The organism is Alkalihalobacillus deserti (genome assembly GCF_020734105.1).
Classification (GTDB): Bacteria; Bacillota; Bacilli; order Bacillales; family Bacillaceae_D; genus Halalkalibacter; species Halalkalibacter deserti.
In genome coordinates this window covers 81,952-102,385 of the sequence record NZ_JAJAFR010000008.1, presented here as the reverse complement: position 1 = coordinate 102,385, position 20,434 = coordinate 81,952, and the positions used below count along the sequence as shown (strand labels likewise).

Here is a 20,434-nt window from a genome sequence, read left to right as displayed (position 1 = left end):
TATACAACATTAGAATATTAGACTTGAAGGTGTATCAAATGAAAAAAGACGATGCTTATCGATTTATAAAGAATCTTATTATTGAGGGGTATTGGGATCCAGAAAAAAGCATTAATGTAAATGATCTTGCAGAACTTTTAAACATGAGCCGGACCCCGGTACAAAAAGCTTTAACGCAGTTAGAACAGGTGGGATTTCTAACAATCATTCCACAAGTAGGCGTGTTTGTAAGAAAGCCTGAACGAAAGGAAGTTCTCGAACGTGTTTTTGTTTGTGCTAGCTTAGATGCTTTAATGGCAGAACAGGCTGCATCTACTTTAAAGGATGAGGATTATATTTATTTAGAAGCAACTTTAAGAGAGATGGACGATCCTAATTTGTCAAATGAAGAATACTCTATTCTCAATGTTGCTTTTCATCAGACGATTTATGAAGCATCTGGCTTTAGTTTCACGATAAATACAGCCAAAGAGCTTTGGGAGTATTTATATTTTGTAGGAAGTTTAGAAGCATTATTTAAAACTAAAAGAAGAAAGCGTTCGCAAGCAGAACATTGGTTGATATTTTTTGCCTTGAAAGACAGAGATGGTAAGTTAGCAAAGGAATTAATTGAACTCCATTTGCGAAGGGTCGCAGAAGTTATTGATCAAAAATTTTCAAATAACTCAAATTAGCGGGTGTTAGATTAATAATTCAATAGATGGTGTTAATGAAAAGAAATGATTATGACCTAAAGGGAGGTATATGAATGGAACAAAGTGTGTTGGAACTTAATAAGGATTTAGTGGCAAAAGCGAGGAATCTTATCCCTAAACTAAGAGAGTATAGTGAGGAGATTGATAGAACTAGTAAAATTCCAGATGAGGTCATTGAACTCTTGCAAAAGGAAGGTCTATTGAAGATCCTACGTCCTGAGATGTTTGGTGGCTACCAAACCAATATGAGAACATATACGGAGGTTGTTACGGAAATTTCCCGTGGGAATGGTTCAGTTGGTTGGTTTGTGTCACTAAGTAATATTAGGGATTTTATGATTTCCTACGCATTTGGAGATAAAGCATTAGAAGAGATCTATGTACCTGGAAAAGATGTCATTTTAGCAGGGAATTTCAAACCGATCAAATGTGACATCAGAAAGGTAGATGGGGGATATTACATTGAAGAAGCTCAGTGGCCATTTGTTTCGGGTAGTCCACATGCGGACTGGTGTTATTTTGGATTTCCTATAGATGATGGAAATGGCGGAATGGAAATGGCGATTATGGTTGTTCCACGTGAAGAACTGAATGTATTAAACGACTGGTTTGTTATGGGCTTAAAGGGTTCAGGCAGCAACAGTGTGAATGCAAAAGGTCTTTTCGTTCCAGATCACCGGGTGTCGTTAGATCGCTTAGCGAGCAAAGGTCATTACATCATTGAACCACTTAAAGAGGTCCCGTTGTATAAAACACCTTTTGTTCCTTCGCTCACGTTATCAATTGTCGGACCTGCTTTAGGGCTTGCACAGGCGGCAATGGATTTCCATATGGAACGAGTCCAAAAGGCGGGTATAGGTAACACTTATTATACAAAAATGAATGAGGCTCCTATCACTCATATGCAGACGGCTCAGGCGCAATTGAAAATTGACTCAGCAGAGCTTCATCTTTACCGGGCGGTTGATAGATTAGATGCTTTTTCTGAGCAGGGTCATAAGATGACAATGGAAGAAGTTGTTCAGATGAAAGCTGATTTCGGTTATGTTAACCAGCTTTGTAAGGAAGCGATTGATTTGATGGTTGCTGGAGCAGGTTCGATCTTCACATATGAAAAGAACGCATTCCAGTTAGTGTACCGAGACTTTTTGACGATGCACTTGCATGGGTTTATAACACCTTCAAGTTTAATTGAAACCTATGGTAGAGTACTTTGTGGTCAGGAACCAAATACGTATTTCCTATAATTAATAAACTGTATTGAAAAATTTAAGTTTGGTTTTATGTGACTGAAAATTAATTCTATTCACTTTATTTATAATATTCTTCAAGTTGAAAGCGTATTCATAATTTGAAAATTTTAGGAGGATGTAAATATGAGTTTACCAGAAATCGCTAAGTTAGGGCATGTTGCATTAGTGACGACAGATCTTAAGAAATCTCTTTGGTTTTTTAAGGAGATCGTAGGATTAGAAGAGACGGAAACTGTAGATGGAGTCGTTTACTTACGTGCTTGGGGTGATTTTGAGCACCATACACTTTCTTTAACTGCTGGAGAAAAGTCTCATGTGGATCATATTGCTTGGAGAACGAAACGGCCGGAAGATGTGGAAGGATTTGCTAAACTTCTTCAAGAAGCAGGAACAGAAGTGAAGTGGGTCGAAGCAGGAGAAGAAGCAGGCCAAGGAAGAGCCATTCGTTTTAAACTGCCAAGTGAACATAGCTTTGAGCTTTATTATGATATCGAAAAACCATTGGCTGAACCGTCAAAAAGGTCTGTTTTGAAAAATCAAACGTACAAAGCTTGGGCGCGTGGCGTTTCACCGCGGAGAATCGACCATGTTAACCTTCTCACATCTCTGAAGGCAAATGAGATTTCTAGTTATTTAGAAGAGAAGTTAGGGTTTAAAATGCGTGAATGTATCCAAGCACCTGATGAATCACTACTCGGGGCTTGGTTGAGTGTTACACCATTGGTTCATGATATTGCAATTAGCCATGATCCATTCGCTCCAAGTACACACCAAATTCACCATTTGTCTTACTGGTTGGACAATGCACAAGACTTACTAAGGGCAGCAGACATCCTAACGGAACATGGCATCGAGTTTAAAGGACCAGGAAAACATGGTATTTCTCAAGCTATGTATATCTATGCCATTGACCCTGGAAGCGGGGTACGTGTTGAGTTGTTCACAAATGGTTATTTAATCTTTGAACCGGATTGGGAGCCAATTGTGTGGACGTTAGATGAAATGGATATCGGTTTTACATTTTGGGGAGATCAAATGGATACTAAGCCTGAGAACAATCCAACGATTGAAGCGTAATGTTTGATAGATTTAAAGTATATCAATTAAATAGCATTCGAGAATTAGAAAGGGGTATTTTAAATGGATGATCGTAAATTTCGAAACGCAATGGGAAAGTTTGCAACAGGTGTAACGGTTATTACAACAGAAATTGATGGTGAGGTACATGGGATGACAGCAAATGCCTTCATGTCCGTCTCGCTTGATCCAAAGCTTGTAGTTGTTTCAATTGGAGAAAAAGCTCGTATCCTTAATAAGATTAGACTGAGTAATAAGTTTACGGTCAATACTTTGGCTGCTGATCAACAGGAAGTCTCGATGATTTTTGCCGGTCAATTGAAGGAACATGATGAAGTTTCTTTTGATCGTCTTGACGGGCAAGCGGTTATACCAGGTGCTTTGGCACAAGTCTCTTGTGAAGTGTCTGCAGAACATGTGGAAGGAGACCATACATTATTTATTGGTAATGTGACTGATATTCATCTTGAAGATGATTCTGAACCGCTTGTTTTCTATAGTGGGCGTTATCGTTCATTAGCTGAGGAATCAGCTGTCAGTTTCAAGTCATAATCGAAATCAGTCTTTTCATATCACAGGCAAAAAGGAGTACCTATCATGAACATTCAAGATGCAGCGTCCGCTCTGTTAGAAGCGGAAACAACGAAGCGGCCTATCGCCCCTTTTACATCATCAGCAGAAGCAATTTCTGTTGATGATGCCTACCAAATTCAGCTAGAGCAAATTCGTCGCAAAGTCGGTAATGGAGCGACCATCGTTGGAAAGAAGATTGGTCTTACAAGTAAAGTCATGCAAGAGATGTTCAACGTCAGTGAACCGGATTACGGACATATTCTTGATGATATGATCTATAAGAACGGTGATATGGTTTCACTTGATCGGTTTATTCAGCCAAAGGTCGAATTTGAAATTGCTTTTGTCTTGAAAAAGGATTTAAAAGGCCCAGGAGTAACAAAGGATGAAGTCATTGAAGCAACCGATTATGTTGTCCCATCTATTGAAATTATCGATAGTCGTATAAAAGATTGGCAGTTTAAATATGAAGACACAGTTGCCGATAACGGATCATCAGCTGGAGCAATCATTGGCAGACAGCCTAGTAAATTAAGTGATCTTGACCTTCCAACTATTAAAATGAACGTATTTAAGAATGGAGAATTGATGGATACAGCAACTGGTGAAGCGGTGATGGGCAATCCGATACTTGCTGTTGCTTGGCTTGCCAATGCATTGAGCCGTTATGATATTTCCCTTCATGCAGGAGAAGTGATTCTTTCAGGTGCCCTTTCAAAAGCGGTTCCAATTGAAGATGGAGATACATTCACAGCAGAATTTGATCATATTGGGAATGTATCTGCCACATTTAACAAAGGAGCGCGATAACATGTCTAAGTATAAAGTAGGGATTATCGGATCAGGTAATATTGGAACCGATCTAATGTATAAGATTGAGCGTTGCGGCTATTTAGAAATGAGTGTAATGATAGGGATTGATCCGGAATCGGAGGGGTTAAAGCGAGCACATGATCGTGGCTACGTTACCATTGCCGATGGAATCGAGGGTCTCCTTAAACAACCAGATTTAGTTGATATTGTATTTGATGCAACAACGGCGAAAGCTCATACGTACCATAGTGAGCAATTAATAGCTATTGGAAAAAAGGTGATTGATTTAACACCTGCAGCGATCGGACCGTTTACTGTCCCATCTGTTAATTTGAATCAGAACCTCAATCAATTAAATGTCAATATGGTCACTTGTGGCGGGCAGGCAACGATTCCCATTGTCCATGCGATTAATCGGGTAAGTCCAGTCGAGTATGCTGAAATCGTTGCTACGATTTCGAGCGAAAGTGCTGGACCGGGAACAAGAGCGAATATTGATGAATTTACACATACGACTTCAAGAGCGTTAGAACAAGTCGGTGGTGCGAAAAAAGGAAAAGCGATCATTATCTTGAATCCAGCTGAACCACCGATTATTATGCGTGACACCGTACATGCCCTTGTAGAAGAAGAAGGAAATGAGCAGGAAATCATTGCCTCTATTGAACAAATGGCAGAAGAAGTGAGAACGTACGTCCCAGGCTACCGACTACGTGGGAAACCTCTTTTTGATGGCAAGAAGATTTCCGTTTTTATCGAAGTAGAGGGAGCAGGCGATTTCTTCCCGCCATATTCCGGTAATCTCGATATTATGACAGCGGCAGCGGCAAAAGTAGGAGATGAGTTGGCAAAACAGCTGGCTACTGAGGTAATCAACTAAAGGAGGTAAAACCATGGCAAAACGTAGCTTTGAACTATTGGACGTAACACTCCGAGATGGAAGTCATGCGATGAAGCATAGTTTTTCGATTGAACAGGTACAAAAAACAGCCCGCGGACTTGACGAAGCAGGAGTAAATTTTTTCGAAGTTTCCCATGGAGACGGTCTTGGAGGATCGTCTTTGCAATATGGATTTTCAGCTGTAGATGAATTAAAACTAATTGAAGCAGCTGCTGATGAATGTAAAAGTGCAAAAGTATCTGTTTTGCTTATACCTGGAATCGGTATTAAAGAAGATCTTCAAAATGCCGTGAAGGCAGGAGCGAAAATGGTGCGGGTGGCAACGCATGTTACAGAGGCTGATATTGCAGCTCAGCATATTGCTTTAGGGCGTGAGTTGGGACTTAAAACGGTTGGGTTTTTAATGATGGCCCATATGGTATCTGTTGAAAAAATTGTAGAACAAGCGAAGTTATTCGAAAGCTATGGAGCTGAGGTCGTCTATGTAACGGATTCTGCAGGCTATCTTCTACCGCATGAAGTAAAAGAGCGGATTTCTGCCTTGAAAAATGAGCTTTCGTGCGAAGTTGGCTTCCATGGACATAATAATTTATCGATGGCAGTGGCTAATACGGTTGCAGCTGTTGAAGCTGGTGCAACCTACATTGATGGAAGTCTTCGTTGTTTAGGAGCTGGAAGTGGAAATACCCAGACTGAAGTAATGGTAGCTGTTCTTGAAAGAATGGGCTACGAGACAGGGGTCAATTTATACCGAATTTTAGATGTAGCAAACGATGTAGTTGCTAAATATATGCAACGACCACAGGAAGTAACTGGTTCGAGCTTAATAATGGGATATTCCGGAGTATATTCGAGTTTCCTTCTTCATACTCAGACGGCAGCACAAAAATTTGGTGTTGATGAACGCGATATATTAGTCGAACTCGGTAAAATGAAAGCAGTTGGTGGACAAGAAGATCTGATTTACGACGTTGCTCAAAGATTTGCTGAAAAGAATAAAACACTGGTGTGAAAAAAAGAGGTTCCTTATAGATTTCATGTAAGGAGCCTTTCAATCTTTCTGAAATCCTTATTATAATGAAGGAGGAGAGTTATGGAAGCTCATTTAGATGAAAATCAAAACGAAAGCTTCACAAAAGAAGGCAATAAAAAAATCTTATCCACCTCTGCTGGATTTGGACTTCTTCGGAAGGGGTTAATTGAAAATTTAGGGAATAAGAGAGCGAAAGGATTTCTTCTACGATATGGCTGGAACTTAGGCGTAAGTGTAGCCGAGGAAGCGATGAAAAAAAGTTCTTCACTAGACTTTCTGATTAAGCAAGCGTCGGTCCTGCATTTAAACACGGGGCATATCGGAGACATCGAGTCTGAAAGAATGATTGAAATGGACGACTTTGGAAATGTCAAATCGGTTATGGCAAAAGGAAAATGGATTGATTCTTTTGAGGCACAAGAACACCTTAAGAATCATGGTAAAGCTGATTCGCCTGTTTGTCATACGTTGACCGGATATTCAAGTGGTTATATGACAACGATTCTAAAAACGAATGTCGTAATAAAGGAAACGGCGTGTATTGGCAAAGGGGATAGCGAATGCAGGTTTGAAATGAAGCGTCTCGAAGACTGGGGTAACGAAATTGAGGATGAAATGGCGCTCTATCATGAAACGAATATAATTGAAGAGTTAAATGATACGTATGAACAATTGCTTGAACAACGAAATTACATTGAAAAAGTAGCCAAATTTCATACAAAGTTAACGGAAAGTATTTCAAATGGAAGCAACCTACAGGATATTGCAGATATCACATTTAAGCTATTGGAAATACCTGTTTCGGTCGAAGATTTGAGTTTTCAAAAAATCGTGTATTCAGGAATAAAAGAAGAAGAATACATCGAGTTAAACAAAGACATAAGACATTATTTAAAGAAACATTTATATAAAAACCACAAACATTTCCCTCTATTCCATGAGACTGTTCGCTTAAAAACAGGATATCAAGATCGTATTATCACACCTATTTATGTTCAGAAAAAAATCATTGGGTATTGTACATTTTTTCAATATAAGGATCTATCAAGTATCTCTGAAAATGATGTGATGTTCATCGAGCGAACAGCCAATGCAGCTTCTTTATATTTGTTAAATGAAAAAACTAGTTTCGAAGCGATCGAAAAAATGAAGGGGTATTTTTTAGAGCAAATATTAAAGGGGCAATACACGTCCAAAGAGGAAATCATAAGTCGCGGTAGGTATATGGGGTTTGAGTTTGAAGATCCATTTTATATCGCAGCTATTGATTTTAGTCAGAATGAAAAAGCAGAGAGAACGAATTCAGATGATTATGATCAATTTTTAGAAACGATCGTTAAATACTTGGATATTAAAGGATATAAAGTCTTGATTGGTCAATATGAAGGTCATATTATTATGCTGCTACCTGAAACAGAGAACACATTGTCGACCTTTAAAAAGATCTTTAATCATATGGAAACAAGCTTTCAAAACTATCAATTACGAGTTGGCATCAGCGATCAAGCTGAAGAAATTGAAAGTATTTTAGAACATCTGGAGGAGGCATTAATTGCCTTAAGGATGTCTACAGGGAAGAAAATCATCAACTTTAAAGAATTAGGTATTGTCGGCGTTCTGATTAACTCAAAAAACATCAGCGGAATTAAGAAAATCGCAAAACAAGAGTTAGGACCTTTATATAACCTAGGAGAAACAAAGAAAAAAGAGTTATTAAAAACACTCTATGTTTTTCTAGTTAACGGAGGAAAACTTCATCAAACAATGGATGATCTTTCCTTATCGATGAGTGGTCTTACGTACCGAGTCAATAAACTTGAAAAAATGATAAATAAAGATTTACGGGATCCTATCCAAAGCTATCAGCTTCTGCTCATTCTTGATTCTCTTATTGCTTTAGGAGAATTAGATATTTAAACATACACAAATTACCCTAAACTTTTTTTGTTTGTAGGGAGTTAGAAGATGGAGGTGAAAAAGAGGTTGGACAAAAGAATAGATAGGTTAATCATTATTTTAATACTTGGGGGCTTAGCCGCAATTGGACCCTTAAATACCGATATGTATTTACCAGCATTTCCAATGATCAAAGGCGACCTTGATACGACGGCTTCACTCGTGCAGCTTAGTTTAACAGCGGGCCTTTTAGGGTTGGCTTTTGGGCAGGTGATTGCTGGGCCGCTAAGTGACATACATGGCCGGAGGAAGCTTTTGTTGATATCTTTGTCATTGTTTACCGTTATATCTATTCTCTGTGCATTGGCTCCGTCAATTGAGCTATTCATCTTTCTTCGTATTATTCAAGGGCTTACTGGAGGAGCTGGAATTGTCATTTCAAGGGCGTGTGTTCGTGATCTGTATTCAGGTTCTGAAATGACAAAAATATTCTCAATTTTGGTTCTTATTATGGGCATAGCACCAATACTTGCCCCTGTTGTAGGAGGAACACTTCTTCAGTTTGTAACGTGGCGCGGAATATTTATCACCCTTTCTGGTCTAGGGGCAATGATGTTACTTGCCATCGCTTTTCGCTTTCCCGAAACTCTGCCAAAAGAGAAACGAATAATTAGCGGTTTTCAACAGACTGCCATTTCATTACGGAAATTAGCAGGAGATCACTTATTTTTAGGATATGCATTAGCAATGGGGCTGTCATATGGCGCAATGTTCGCCTACATATCTGGATCACCATTTGTATTACAGGAAATTTATCAAGTGAGCCCACAACTCTTTAGTGTAATGTTTGGGATCAATGCAATTGGCTTAGTTGTCGCCTCTCAAGTTACAGGTAGACTAGCAGGTAGGATAGGGGAAAACCGCTTTATAACGATTGGTCTAGTTACTTTGTTTACTGGCGGGATTCTATTGCTAAGCTTTACTTTAATGGAAACAGGACTTTTATCTATATTATTCGCCTTTTTTCTAGTTGTTTCTAGTGCCGGCTTTATTGGTCCGAGTTGTACGTCATTGGCGATGAGTGGCCAAAGCAGTAATGCTGGGAGTGCTTCTGCTTTTCTTGGTGTTATCTCTTTTGGAATTGGAGGAATGGTTTCGCCACTAGTAGGAATGTTCGGAACACAAACAGCTCTTCCGCTTGGAATCGTTGTAGCAGTTTGCAGTGTATCTGCAGTGGTTGTTTATTTAGTTATAATACGGAAAAGCACCTTGTCTATTAAACATCAGACAGGGGTAGGGCAGTAATAAGAATAAAACCAATCAAAGTATCCTATGATGGGGTACTTTTTGTATGTAAGCAGATAAATCAATCATGTTTTTCAATTTTAATTTGAAAGTGCTTGTGAAGATAGATTTAGATATTTGAAGTCTAAATTCAATAAAAATTTGTGGAAAACAAAATAAACTTAACTGCTTTTTCCTCTAGAAAGTGCCTCTGTAATTATTTAAAATTTCAGTAATAAGACTTTATTTAATCGACTTTTTCCTCATTACAAAATTTACACTTAAAATGTAAGGGGTTACATCATTCCTCCTTATTGTTAGGATTGATGATTTATTTAATGAAAGAGAGGAGATAGAAAGATGTCAAACATTAACCAAAGATCAATTAAAACGGAAAACTTTGAAACGTATTTAAATCAAGCAGGGGAAGGGAATGCCGACGTTATTTTATTCCTTCACGGCTCAGGACCGGGGGTTACTGCTTTAGCCAATTGGCGTTACGCTTTACAAGCATGTAGTGAAACCTACGATTGTCTAGCTCCAGATCTTTTTGGATTTGGGCAAAGTAGTCATCCGGAAACACTTCCAAAGAACAGACAAGGATGGATGGACTTATGGGTGAACCAAGTTATCGAACTCCTTGATAAACTTGGTCATCAAAAAGTCCATGTGGTCGGAAATTCATTAGGCTGTTCCATTGCCTTGGAATTATTACTTGAACATCCTGAACGATTTGAGAAAGTTGTTTTAATGGGACCTGGAGGAACACCGAATACAAAATTAAGTCCTGAATTAGCACGTGCGAAAGGGTTTTATGACAATCCTTCTCAGAAAAAATTGCGGCAAATCATGGGTTGGTTTGTATACGATGCAGAAGCAATGGCACCTGAGATTGAAGGTCTTACTGAATCCCGCTTTGAAACGGCGATACGACCAGAAGTCCAACGTTCTAATGATTCCATCTTTGCAACGGCTGCCGTTCCAGTGCCAGTAACGGCACTTAATCGTATTGAGCACGAAGTCTTACTTGTACATGGGCGTGATGACCGAGTATGCTCAGTTGAATCTAGTTACTATTTGCTTTCTCATTTACCAAAAGCGCAACTCCATGTGTACGGAGAATGCGGGCATTGGACACAGATTGAGAAACGCGAAAGTTTTAATCAACTCATTCAAAATTATTTTGCTAGTACTATTTAAAACATAAGAGGAGGAGGGGAAGTTATGTTTTTACCTGAGATTGCTAAATTAGGGCATGTAGCACTCGTTACACCAGATCTTGAAAAATCGCTTTGGTTTTTCCGTGATGTGATTGGACTAGAAGTCACGGAAGAGAAAGAGGGGACCGTTTATTTACGGGCGTGGGGAGATTTTGAACATCATACCCTTTCATTAACAGCGGGGAATAAAGGATATATTGACCATATTGCTTGGAGAACAAAACGGCCAGAAGATGTGGAGGGTTTTGCACAACTACTTGAAAAAGCTGGAACAGAAGTGAAATGGATTGAAGCCGGGGAAGAGGCAGGCCAAGGGCGAGCTATTCGATTTAAGCTACCAAGCCAACACTCATTTGAAATTTACTATGATATGGAAAAACCAAAAGCAGACGAAAAAACACGCTCCGTTTTAAAGAACCAATCACACAGGTCATGGAATCGTGGTATATCGCCGAGAAGATTTGATCACGTCAATATTGCGACATCTATGAACGTTGGCGAAATCATTGATTATTTGGGAACACAATTAGGATTTAAACTTCGTGAGTACGTCAAACACAATGATGAAAATGTGGTAGCTGGTTGGATGAGTGTGACTCCTCTCGTTCATGACATTGCTGTTATTTCTAGGCCGGAGGCAAAAACACCAAATCAACTTCACCATATTTCTTATTGGTCTGATAATGCTCAAGATATTTTGAGAGCCGCAGATATCTTGAAAGAAGCGGGGATTAACTTTATTGGTCCTGGTAAGCACGGAATTTCTCAAGCCTTCTATCTTTATGTAATCGACCCAGGAAGTGGCTGTCGAGTTGAATTGTTTAGTGGATCCTACTTAATTTTCGAACCGGATTGGGAACCTGTTGAATGGACAGAAGAGGACCATTCTATAGGGAATACTTACTGGGGTGATTCAGTAATGGATAAGGAATTGAATAGACCGACGATTGACGCTTAATATAAAAGAGCTTGTTCAAAAAGGGCGGTCTTCCCTTTTTGAACAAGCTCGAAGCAATGAGCGAAGCCACTGCAATGTTTTAAGTCGATCCGAGTGGTTTTCTCGGATAGACGCGCAGTGAGTGAAGCCATTGCAACTCCGCATTAGGAAAGAGGATATTAAAGGTTCAAAAAGGGCGGTCTTCCCTTTTTGAACAAGCTCTAAAAGATTAATTATTTTATAGAAGATCCCTCTTTTGAGACGAAGAAAAAATTCAAGTCTCAAAGGAGGTTTTTTTACCAGATGCTATTCTAGGAAAAATAATTGATGTAAGGATAAATGGAGTCTGCTAGAAGAATGAGACCGTCATTGTCCTTGAATGGAAAGTAGGAAAGGGGGAGAAACCTTTGAGTGATAGGTTCGTATACGAAACTGATGTTGTTATCGTTGGAGCAGGAAATGCTGCGATGTGTGCTGCTATTTCGGCACAGGAAAATGGTACCAAAGTAATGGTTCTTGAAAAAGCACCTGAAACTGAAAAAGGGGGAAATACGACATTTACCCATGGATCGATTCGCTTTGCTTATAACGGTGTTGAGGATCTTAAGCAAATAATGCCTGACCTAACAACGGAAGAAATTGATTCTGCAGATTTTGGAACATACACGGAGGAAGAATTTTTTGATGATATGTGTAGGGTGACCAACTATCGAACAGACCCTGAATTGGCCTCACTTTTGACAAATAAAAGCTTTGAAACGATGCAATGGCTACAATCTCATAAGGTGAGGTTCATCCCTATTTATGGTCGTCAAGCTTTTAAAATAAACGGAGTGTTTAAATTTTGGGGCGGGATGATCGTTGAAACAGTAGGAGGAGGTCCTGGTTTAGTAGATTCATTGCATGAAGAAGCTAAACGCTTAGGTGTAAAAGTGTTATTCAATGCGATTGCAACAGATCTTATACATGATGATGAGGGTATGCAAGGAGTTATTTTTAAACATGAAGGTAAAACAACTGAAGTCCGTGCGAAGTCCGTCATTTTGGCGTCTGGAGGGTTTCATGCAAACCAAGAAATGCGTACACGCTATTTAGGTACGAAATGGGACCTGGCTCACGCACGTGGAAGTCGTTATAACACAGGAGAAGGAATTCAAATGGCATTAAATATCGGAGCGATGCCATTTGGAAACTGGTCAGGCGCTCATGCTGTAGGCGGCGATCGCTACTTACCTGATTTTTCCGAAGGGTTTCAAAAGCTCAGCTATCCTTTTGGGATTATGGTCAATGCAGAAGGAAAGCGTTTTGTAGACGAAGGAGCAGACTTTCGCAACTACACGTACGCTAAATATGGGAAATTAATCCTCGAACAACCTGATCAATTCGCTTGGCAAATTTTTGATCAGAAGGTTTCTCATTTATTACGTGAAGAATATAAGTTTAGGCAAGTAACAAAGGTAAAAGCTAACACATTAGAAGAATTGGCAGAAAAGCTAGATGGTGTCGATGCTGATGCGTTTTTACAAGAAATAAAAGCATACAACGCAGCTATTCGTAGTGACATCCCATTTAACCCTAATATTAAAGACGGTCGTTGTACAGAGGGCTTGAGTGTACGTAAATCGAATTGGGCCAACACGATTGATGAAGGTCCGTTTGAAGCATATGCTGTCACTTGCGGTATTACATTTACTTTCGGTGGGTTGAGAATTAACAATCAATCGGAAGTTCAAGATTTAATGTTACAGTCCATTCCGGGATTATATGCGGCAGGTGAGCTTGTTGGTGGGCTTTTCTACTTTAATTACCCTGGTGGGGCAGGTTTAATGGCAGGATCAGTCTTTGGTAAAATTGCAGGTGAAAATGCGGCTCATTTTGTCAAAAGTCAAGATGAACAGAGTTTGCGATCGTCGTTATCTGAAAATTAAAAAAATATAGAAGAGGTGAATGATGAAAAAATTAACTTTAATATGTATCTCCACTTTCATTATTAGTCTCTTAGCCGCTTGTGGTAGTTCAAATGAAGAAACGGTCTCTAGTGGTATCTCTCTGACATTACGTTACGGTCATTCGGCACCCACTACTGATCCAGGGGGCATCATTGCAGATAAAATAGCGGAAGATGTATCGAATAAAACGGATGGTAAAGCTATCATTGAAGTTTTCCCATCGAGTCAACTAGGTGGAGAAGTTGAAATGGTTGAGCAACTACGAACAGGTTCAATTGATATGGCTTTTGTAACTGGTGGAGCATTATCGAATTTTGTACCAGATATTGCTGTATTAGATTTGCCGTTTCTCTTCCGTGATTTAGATCATGCTCATAAAACGTTGAGCGGTGAGGTGGGCGAAGATTTAGTTAATCAAGCAGCTGAGGAAGGTTTTCAATTATTAGGGTTTTTCGATTATGGTGAAGGACATCTTGCAAATAATAAAAGAGAGATTCATATGCCAGAAGATTTAAAAGGATTAAAGATGCGAACACTTGAAAATGATATTTTTATGGATACATTTACTGTATTGGGAGCAGACCCTGTTCCAATGCCGTTTCCTGAATTATATTCATCGATACAACAAGGAGTAGTTGACGGTACTGACCCAGTCAATGTGGCTATGACAGGTGGAAAACTCTATGAGGTCACCGATTACTACACAGAAATAGCACTCAATTACCGCTCAGGGGTATTGCTTATGAGTAAGGATAAATTCAACTCACTAAGCGAAGAGATGCAGGTAGATATAATGGAAGTGGTCAACGAAAATATAAATTACTACCATGATGTTGTCTATAAAGATTACGAAGAAAGCGCGAAAAAAATCATAAAAGACAATGGAGTCCAAGTAATTGAAATGGGTGAAGTAGATCGAGAAGCTTTTGTTGAAGCAGTTCAGCCAGTATACGAAAAACATGAAGGTAGATTTGGAGATTTAGTAGAAAGAATTAAAAATGTAGAATGATCGGAAGTAAACTATTTTGGAGGAATACAATGAAACTAGCTAATATTATTGTTGATGGAACAGAACAGTTTGCAATTGAAGTAAATGGCGGAATTGTTCCTATATCAATTCTTTCGGAGATGACTGGAATAGAGTTTCCAAAATCAACCGACGGTGTCATTGCAGACCAGACTTTGCTTGAAAAACTTAAAACAACTTTATTAGAAAATGAAGAACGATGTAGTATAGTTGCGATTCCAAAGCATCTAGTGCAATTTGCCCCATGTGTAAAAAATCCTGGGAAAATTATCTGTATCGGCCTTAATTATCGACCTCATGTTACTGAGACGAATATGGAGCTTCCGACAGAACCGATTGTCTTTGGAAAATATGCGAATACGCTTACTGGACATCGTGAAACAATCCAGATACCAAGTAACTCGGAAAAAGTAGATTATGAAGCGGAGCTATGTATCGTTATCGGAAAACAGACGAAAGACGTTATGAAAGAGCAAGCACTTGATTATGTATTTGGCTATTGTATTGGTAATGATGTATCTGCACGAGACTTGCAATTCCGTTCTCACCAATGGTTACTTGGGAAGAATTGCGATCAGTTCGCTCCTGTTGGTCCTTATTTAGTAACAACTGATGAAATAGAGAACCCCAATTCGCTTAATATTCGAACGTTTGTAAATGGGGAAAAACGCCAAGATTCCAATACTGAAACTATGATTTTTTCATGCGAAACGTTGATTGAGGATTTGTCTAAACATATGACCCTTGAACCAGGTGATATTATCATGACGGGTACACCAGAGGGAGTCGTCCTCGGTTTTCCTGAAGATAAGCAAATCTGGTTAAAGAGCGGAGACGTGGTAACCATTGAGATAGATGGATTGGGGCAATTAATTAACCATCTTGAATGATACGTATATAGAGCTCATCTCACTACTCCCCCCATTAATTTAGGAGTTCCTAGCTAATAAGAGATGGGGGGGGCTAGTTTATCATTGAGGTCGTACCATACAGATAATAATTTACTAGGAGACTTTGCTATCGAAATGGAGGTTAACTATGTGGAGTAAAGCTATACGTACGTTAAATAAATGGACAGAAGCCTTTACTATGTCGCTTTTATTAGCAATGGTTCTTTTAGTGTTCTTTCAAGTATGTTCTCGCGCCCTGTTTAGCACGTCATTTTCATGGACCAATGAATTGGCACGTTACATGATGGTTTGGGTCGTATTTTTAGGTGGGGGAATTGCATTTCAATATGGTGCGCATATTGGTATCGAAGCGCTAGTCGACACATTTTCGAAAAAAACGAAAAAAGTTACCCAATTAATAGTTACCAGTATTTGCATATTCTTTTTTGTGATTCTTATTGTAACAGGAATTGAATTTGCCACTTCATCTATGACACAAACGTCGCCAGGTCTAAAGATTCCAATGGGTTTAGTATATCTAGCAATTCCAATTAGTGGGCTACTTCAAATTATTAATGTCATTGATCTAAACCTTAATTATTTCAAGACGGTAGAATGAAATCAATGGAGATGAGATCATGGTTATCACACTTATTTTAACTTTAGCTGTATTATTTTTGTTGAATGTACCAATTGCCGTTGCACTAGGCCTTGGTACGTTTTTAGTCGTTTCTTTATCGGGGAGTTTTGAAGTCGCCACATTGCCAAATAGGATGTTTAATGCTTTGGATTCTTTTCCGCTTTTAGCGGCTCCATTTTTCATTTTAGCGGGGAAAATAATGGAGCATGGGGGGATATCTGAGAAGCTAGTAAAGTTTGCAAATAGTTTAGTTGGCCATATGAAAGGTGGCCTCGCTCATGTTTCGATTGTTGCCTGTATGTTCTTTGCTGCCTTGTCGGGATCATCAGTAGCCACAACAGCAGCTGTGGGAGGATTATTAATCCCAGCGATGGTTAAAGCAGGTTATGATCGAAATTTTGCAACAGCTGTCCAAGCGGCGGGGGGGACGACTGGTATCATCATTCCTCCCAGCGTTCCTATGGTTTTATTTGCAGTCACTGGTGGGGTTTCTGTAGGGGATCTCTTTTTAGGAGGGATTATCCCAGGTCTCCTTGTAGGGGTTTCTTTGATGTTAGTTGCATATGTTTATTCTTCCATTAAAGGCTATAAGACAACAGCAAAATCAAATGGATCAGAAGTAGGTCAAAGCTTAATAGATTCACTTTTAGCACTACTTATGCCTGTTATTATCCTTGGCGGGATTTATGGAGGGATCTTTACCCCGACTGAAGCCTCTGTTATTGCCGTTGTTTATGGTTTAGTTGTTGGAAAATTCATCTATAAAAAGATTACCTTTTCCGTATTGAAGGAAATTCTACTTAGTACAGTAATCACAGTTTCCGTTCTTTCTCTCATTATTGCTTCAGCGTCATTCTTTGGATTATGGCTAACACTAGAAAGAATTCCACACACATTAGGGGAGTATATCAACGGTACAAGTTTATCTCCATTTATGATTATGACACTTGTTATTATTATCTTACTTATTATAGGAACGTTTATGGAACCGATGTCAGCCATTATTATTTTAACACCAATTCTCCTTCCAGTTACGACGACTTTAGGTATTGATCCTGTTCACTTTGGTATAGTAATGATCGTTACGCTGTCTATTGGGCTAATCACACCTCCAGTTGGTTTAAATTTATTTGTTGCTGCTAAAGTTGGTGAGATTAGGTATGAGTCTTTAATTAAACCTACTCTTCCTTTTATCTTTATACTGATAGTTGACGTTATTATCATTTTGTTAGTTCCTCAATTAAGCGTTGGGATAGCAAACTTGCTTAAATAAAGATGGTTAATAGTGTGATTTAATTTTAACAAACGAACCCAATCAAAGGAAACCTTAGGTAAATCTCATAGGGTTTCTTTTTGAACAAGCTCGAAGCAATGAGTGAAGCCATTGCAACGCCGCATTAGGAGAGAGGATACTAAAGGTTCAAAAAGGGCGGTCTTTTCTTTTTAAACAAGCTCTTTTAGTCTTTATTCGAAAAGGATCAGCTGTGCTTGTTTTTGAGTATTTAAAAAAACTAATAAATAATGTTTAAAAATTCTAAGAAATTGAGATTTTTTTACCCTTACATTTAGTTTTCAAATTTTCTAATATTTAGATAAGGTTAATCATTTTAATTTATAGGAGGAGAGGTATTTATGACAAAAGTGGCAGAAATGGATTTATTTGTTGAGAGAGCAAAAGCTCTTGTTCCGAGGTTACGTGAAAGGGCAAAAAAAACAGAAGAAATTCGCCGAATTCCTGATGCGACTATTAAGGAATTAAAAGAAACAGAACTTTTTAAAATGCTTCGTCCAAAAAGGTACGGCGGTCTTGAAATAAATATGAGAGTGTATACAGATGTAATTGTTGAAATATCGAAGGGGTGTGGCTCAACGGGGTGGATTTTGGCTCTTTGTGCGATCCGTGAACTAATGGTGGCTGAATCCTTCTCAGAAAAAACACATTTAGAGATCTTTGGAGAAAATGAGGAGGATGTTCTTTTTGCAGGAGTTTATGAGCCAAGAAAATGTATCGCTCGTAAAGTGGATGGTGGATATCTCGTTGAAGAAGGATTTTGGATGTTTTGCTCGGGGTCTCTGCACGCAACATGGGGTTATTTTGGATTGCCAATAGTTAATGAAGAAGGAAAGCTTGTCGATCAAATCTTGCTGACATTGCCATTTCAAGAGATGGAAATTATGGATGATTGGCATACGATGGGACTAAAGGGAACAGGAAGTAACAGTGTTAAAATGAATAATGTGTTTATTCCAGATCATCGGTGCACGTCGTTTGTGGAAGCATTGGACGGGAACTTTCAATCTAAGCACCTTCGCGATATTCCTTTATACAATACCGCTCTTTTTCCAGCCCTAATTTTGTCACTAGGATTGCCTGGTTTGGGATTGGTGAAACACGCACTTGAATTTTTTCAAGAAGTACTCCCAAATAGAAAAGCAGCTCATATTGGGGTCGAATACATTCAGGATGCGGCTAGTACCCATGCATTAATTGCTGATGCTTCATTAAAAATTGATAGCGCTTCCATGCATTATTACCGCGTTGCTGAGCAGCTTGATCACTGGGCGGAAAGCGGGCAATACATGGATCGTAAGGCAAGGGTAAAAGCACTAGCGGATATAGGATATGCTAATCAGATGTGTAAAGAGGCACTTGACCTTTTGTTGCTTGGCAGTGGTTCAGGATATGTGTATGAAGGTCATCCCCTTCAAAGAATTTTCCGTGATTTTATGACGTTGTATTCCCACAGATCGCTTTCTCCTACGATTACGAAAGAAAATTATGGACGCGTTTTATCTGGATTAGAATCTAATGCAGTTAGGTATTAAAGCTTTTTTAATAGGTTTTATCTGAATAAAAAAGATAATTAGTCCTTTCTATTACAAAAACCGATAAAAAGTAGTGAAAAGGTTTTGAAACTTGAATTGTTTTTACTCTAGAAAGAAAATAGGGAATTTTCTAAAATTAGTATAGAGCTCGAGATAAACAAAAAAGTTCACTTGAGGAAAGCGTGGGGATGTAATCATGACAAGTATCGTCGCAGACGTGAACAAGGAACTTGTTCAAAAAGCCTGCTCATTTGTTCCGAAATTACGTGAACGAGCAAAAGAAACAGAAGAATTACGGAAAATTCCTGAAGCAACGATGACGGAGTTAAAAGATGCTGGGCTATTTCACATTCTCCGTTCTAAACAATTTGGAGGTTTTCAATCGAATATGAGAACCTATACGGAATGTGTGACAGAAATTTCCCGAGGGTGTGGATCAACTGGTTGGGTATACGCACTTTGTTGTATTAGGGAATTAATGATATCCGAATCTTTTTCGGAGAAAACACATCTAGAAATTTATAGTTCGGAGGAAGACGCTGTTTTTGCAGGTGTATTCGAACCAAGAAAAATTAAAGTGCAACAAGTTGAAGGCGGTTACATGATTAAAGAGGGCTTTTGGCCATTCTGTTCTGGGTCTCTTCATGCAAGCTGGGGTTACTTTGGCATACCGCTTGTTGATCAAGATGGAAATGTCATTGATCAAGGCTTAATTACAGTACCAATGAATCAAGTTGAGATTGCAGATGATTGGCATGTAGTGGGACTACGAGGAACAGGAAGTAACAGCATATATATGAAAGACGTTTTTGTTCCAAATCACCGAGCTGTATCGTTTACAGATGCTATTAACGGAAAGTTTCAATCCGATCACTTACGAAATATTCCATTGTATAATACAGCGCTCTTTCCAGCTCTTGCGATGTCACTCGGTGTTCCGGCACTAGGAATGGCACAAGCTGCGTTAGAAATATTCCAAGAAAAATTACCTTACAGAAAAGCAGCCAATTTAGGAGTTGAAGATTTAAGCGATGCAACAAGTACACATCATCAGCTAGCAGATGCATCACTTCAAATTGAAACCGCTGCCATGCACTTTTATCAAGTCGCTGACAACCTCGATTCATGGGCAGAACGCGGAGAATATATGGAGAAATCAGAGAGAGTAAAAGCATTAGCAAACATTGGATATGCGGTTCAAGCATGTAAGGAAGCGATTGATATCGTCATTCTTGCTAGCGGATCGGTGATTGTGGCGGAGGGAAATCCCCTTCAACGAATTTCCCGTGACTTTATGGCTTTGTATACACACAGAACCATTTCACCAATTACATCTAAGGAAAATTATGGTCGGACACTTTGTGGCTTGGATTCTAATACAAAAAATATATAACATACACCGTTAGAAACATAATCAAAT

Annotated in this window: 18 protein-coding genes; all 18 read left to right on the top strand. The window is 38.9% G+C overall.

Annotated elements, in window-relative coordinates:
* The first annotated feature begins 38 nt into the window (after positions 1–38).
* Positions 39–674, top strand: coding sequence for a GntR family transcriptional regulator (locus LDX58_RS15820; protein ID WP_227937789.1), 636 nt, complete (start codon positions 39–41; stop codon positions 672–674).
* Between the two features lie 74 nt (positions 675–748).
* Positions 749–1,942 (top strand): acyl-CoA dehydrogenase family protein, encoded by a 1,194-nt coding sequence (locus LDX58_RS15815; protein WP_227937788.1) that lies wholly within the window; start codon positions 749–751, stop codon positions 1,940–1,942.
* Between the two features lie 129 nt (positions 1,943–2,071).
* The gene (locus LDX58_RS15810; protein ID WP_227937787.1) at positions 2,072–3,025 is read left to right on the top strand and encodes a VOC family protein; all 954 of its coding nucleotides are present in this window, start codon (positions 2,072–2,074) and stop codon (positions 3,023–3,025) included.
* 63 nt (positions 3,026–3,088) lie between these two features.
* The gene (locus tag LDX58_RS15805; RefSeq protein ID WP_227937786.1) at positions 3,089–3,577 is read left to right on the top strand and encodes a flavin reductase family protein; all 489 of its coding nucleotides are present in this window, start codon (positions 3,089–3,091) and stop codon (positions 3,575–3,577) included.
* Between the two features lie 45 nt (positions 3,578–3,622).
* Positions 3,623–4,408, top strand: a complete 786-nt coding sequence (locus LDX58_RS15800) for a 2-keto-4-pentenoate hydratase (protein ID WP_227937785.1) — start codon at positions 3,623–3,625, stop codon at positions 4,406–4,408.
* A gap of 1 nt (position 4,409) precedes the next feature.
* Positions 4,410–5,291 carry an acetaldehyde dehydrogenase (acetylating) gene (locus LDX58_RS15795; protein WP_227937784.1) on the top strand — a complete coding sequence of 294 codons (882 nt, stop codon included), beginning with the start codon at positions 4,410–4,412 and terminating at the stop codon, positions 5,289–5,291.
* A gap of 13 nt (positions 5,292–5,304) precedes the next feature.
* Positions 5,305–6,324, top strand: coding sequence for a 4-hydroxy-2-oxovalerate aldolase (gene dmpG, locus LDX58_RS15790; protein WP_227937783.1), 1,020 nt, complete (start codon positions 5,305–5,307; stop codon positions 6,322–6,324).
* An 81-nt stretch (positions 6,325–6,405) separates the two neighbouring features.
* Positions 6,406–8,262, top strand: coding sequence for a V4R domain-containing protein (locus LDX58_RS15785; RefSeq protein ID WP_227937782.1), 1,857 nt, complete (start codon positions 6,406–6,408; stop codon positions 8,260–8,262).
* A 48-nt stretch (positions 8,263–8,310) separates the two neighbouring features.
* A complete protein-coding gene (locus tag LDX58_RS15780) occupies positions 8,311–9,546 on the top strand; it encodes a multidrug effflux MFS transporter (RefSeq protein WP_227937781.1) in 1,236 nt (411 codons plus the stop codon).
* A gap of 339 nt (positions 9,547–9,885) precedes the next feature.
* Entirely contained in the window at positions 9,886–10,725 is an 840-nt protein-coding gene (locus LDX58_RS15775) for an alpha/beta fold hydrolase (protein WP_227937780.1), read from the top strand.
* A 24-nt stretch (positions 10,726–10,749) separates the two neighbouring features.
* Positions 10,750–11,703, top strand: coding sequence for a VOC family protein (locus LDX58_RS15770; RefSeq protein ID WP_227937779.1), 954 nt, complete (start codon positions 10,750–10,752; stop codon positions 11,701–11,703).
* Between the two features lie 386 nt (positions 11,704–12,089).
* Positions 12,090–13,610, top strand: coding sequence for an FAD-dependent tricarballylate dehydrogenase TcuA (gene tcuA, locus LDX58_RS15765; protein WP_227937778.1), 1,521 nt, complete (start codon positions 12,090–12,092; stop codon positions 13,608–13,610).
* Positions 13,611–13,632: 22 nt separating this feature from the next.
* Entirely contained in the window at positions 13,633–14,640 is a 1,008-nt protein-coding gene (locus LDX58_RS15760) for a TRAP transporter substrate-binding protein (RefSeq protein WP_227937777.1), read from the top strand.
* Positions 14,641–14,669: 29 nt separating this feature from the next.
* A complete protein-coding gene (locus LDX58_RS15755) occupies positions 14,670–15,548 on the top strand; it encodes a fumarylacetoacetate hydrolase family protein (protein ID WP_227937776.1) in 879 nt (292 codons plus the stop codon).
* 148 nt (positions 15,549–15,696) lie between these two features.
* Positions 15,697–16,167: a TRAP transporter small permease gene (locus tag LDX58_RS15750; protein ID WP_227937775.1), complete on the top strand. Its 471-nt coding sequence runs from the start codon at positions 15,697–15,699 to the stop codon at positions 16,165–16,167.
* A 19-nt stretch (positions 16,168–16,186) separates the two neighbouring features.
* Positions 16,187–17,461, top strand: coding sequence for a TRAP transporter large permease (locus LDX58_RS15745; RefSeq protein WP_227937774.1), 1,275 nt, complete (start codon positions 16,187–16,189; stop codon positions 17,459–17,461).
* A 359-nt stretch (positions 17,462–17,820) separates the two neighbouring features.
* Positions 17,821–19,014, top strand: coding sequence for an acyl-CoA dehydrogenase family protein (locus LDX58_RS15740; RefSeq protein WP_227937773.1), 1,194 nt, complete (start codon positions 17,821–17,823; stop codon positions 19,012–19,014).
* Positions 19,015–19,210: 196 nt separating this feature from the next.
* Positions 19,211–20,407 carry an acyl-CoA dehydrogenase family protein gene (locus tag LDX58_RS15735; protein ID WP_227937772.1) on the top strand — a complete coding sequence of 399 codons (1,197 nt, stop codon included), beginning with the start codon at positions 19,211–19,213 and terminating at the stop codon, positions 20,405–20,407.
* Positions 20,408–20,434: the final 27 nt, after the last annotated feature.

Bases quoted from the DNA above. Each gene is read 5' to 3' on its own strand.
- LDX58_RS15820 (WP_227937789.1), top strand. From the start codon at position 39: ATGAAAAAAGACGATGCTTATCGATTTATAAAGAATCTTATTATTGAG.
- LDX58_RS15815 (WP_227937788.1), top strand. From the start codon at position 749: ATGGAACAAAGTGTGTTGGAACTTAATAAGGATTTAGTGGCAAAAGCG.
- LDX58_RS15810 (WP_227937787.1), top strand. From the start codon at position 2,072: ATGAGTTTACCAGAAATCGCTAAGTTAGGGCATGTTGCATTAGTGACG.
- LDX58_RS15805 (WP_227937786.1), top strand. From the start codon at position 3,089: ATGGATGATCGTAAATTTCGAAACGCAATGGGAAAGTTTGCAACAGGT.
- LDX58_RS15800 (WP_227937785.1), top strand. From the start codon at position 3,623: ATGAACATTCAAGATGCAGCGTCCGCTCTGTTAGAAGCGGAAACAACG.
- LDX58_RS15795 (WP_227937784.1), top strand. From the start codon at position 4,410: ATGTCTAAGTATAAAGTAGGGATTATCGGATCAGGTAATATTGGAACC.
- dmpG (WP_227937783.1), top strand. From the start codon at position 5,305: ATGGCAAAACGTAGCTTTGAACTATTGGACGTAACACTCCGAGATGGA.
- LDX58_RS15785 (WP_227937782.1), top strand. From the start codon at position 6,406: ATGGAAGCTCATTTAGATGAAAATCAAAACGAAAGCTTCACAAAAGAA.
- LDX58_RS15780 (WP_227937781.1), top strand. From the start codon at position 8,311: ATGGAGGTGAAAAAGAGGTTGGACAAAAGAATAGATAGGTTAATCATT.
- LDX58_RS15775 (WP_227937780.1), top strand. From the start codon at position 9,886: ATGTCAAACATTAACCAAAGATCAATTAAAACGGAAAACTTTGAAACG.
- LDX58_RS15770 (WP_227937779.1), top strand. From the start codon at position 10,750: ATGTTTTTACCTGAGATTGCTAAATTAGGGCATGTAGCACTCGTTACA.
- LDX58_RS15760 (WP_227937777.1), top strand. From the start codon at position 13,633: ATGAAAAAATTAACTTTAATATGTATCTCCACTTTCATTATTAGTCTC.
- LDX58_RS15755 (WP_227937776.1), top strand. From the start codon at position 14,670: ATGAAACTAGCTAATATTATTGTTGATGGAACAGAACAGTTTGCAATT.
- LDX58_RS15750 (WP_227937775.1), top strand. From the start codon at position 15,697: ATGTGGAGTAAAGCTATACGTACGTTAAATAAATGGACAGAAGCCTTT.
- LDX58_RS15745 (WP_227937774.1), top strand. From the start codon at position 16,187: ATGGTTATCACACTTATTTTAACTTTAGCTGTATTATTTTTGTTGAAT.
- LDX58_RS15740 (WP_227937773.1), top strand. From the start codon at position 17,821: ATGACAAAAGTGGCAGAAATGGATTTATTTGTTGAGAGAGCAAAAGCT.
- LDX58_RS15735 (WP_227937772.1), top strand. From the start codon at position 19,211: ATGACAAGTATCGTCGCAGACGTGAACAAGGAACTTGTTCAAAAAGCC.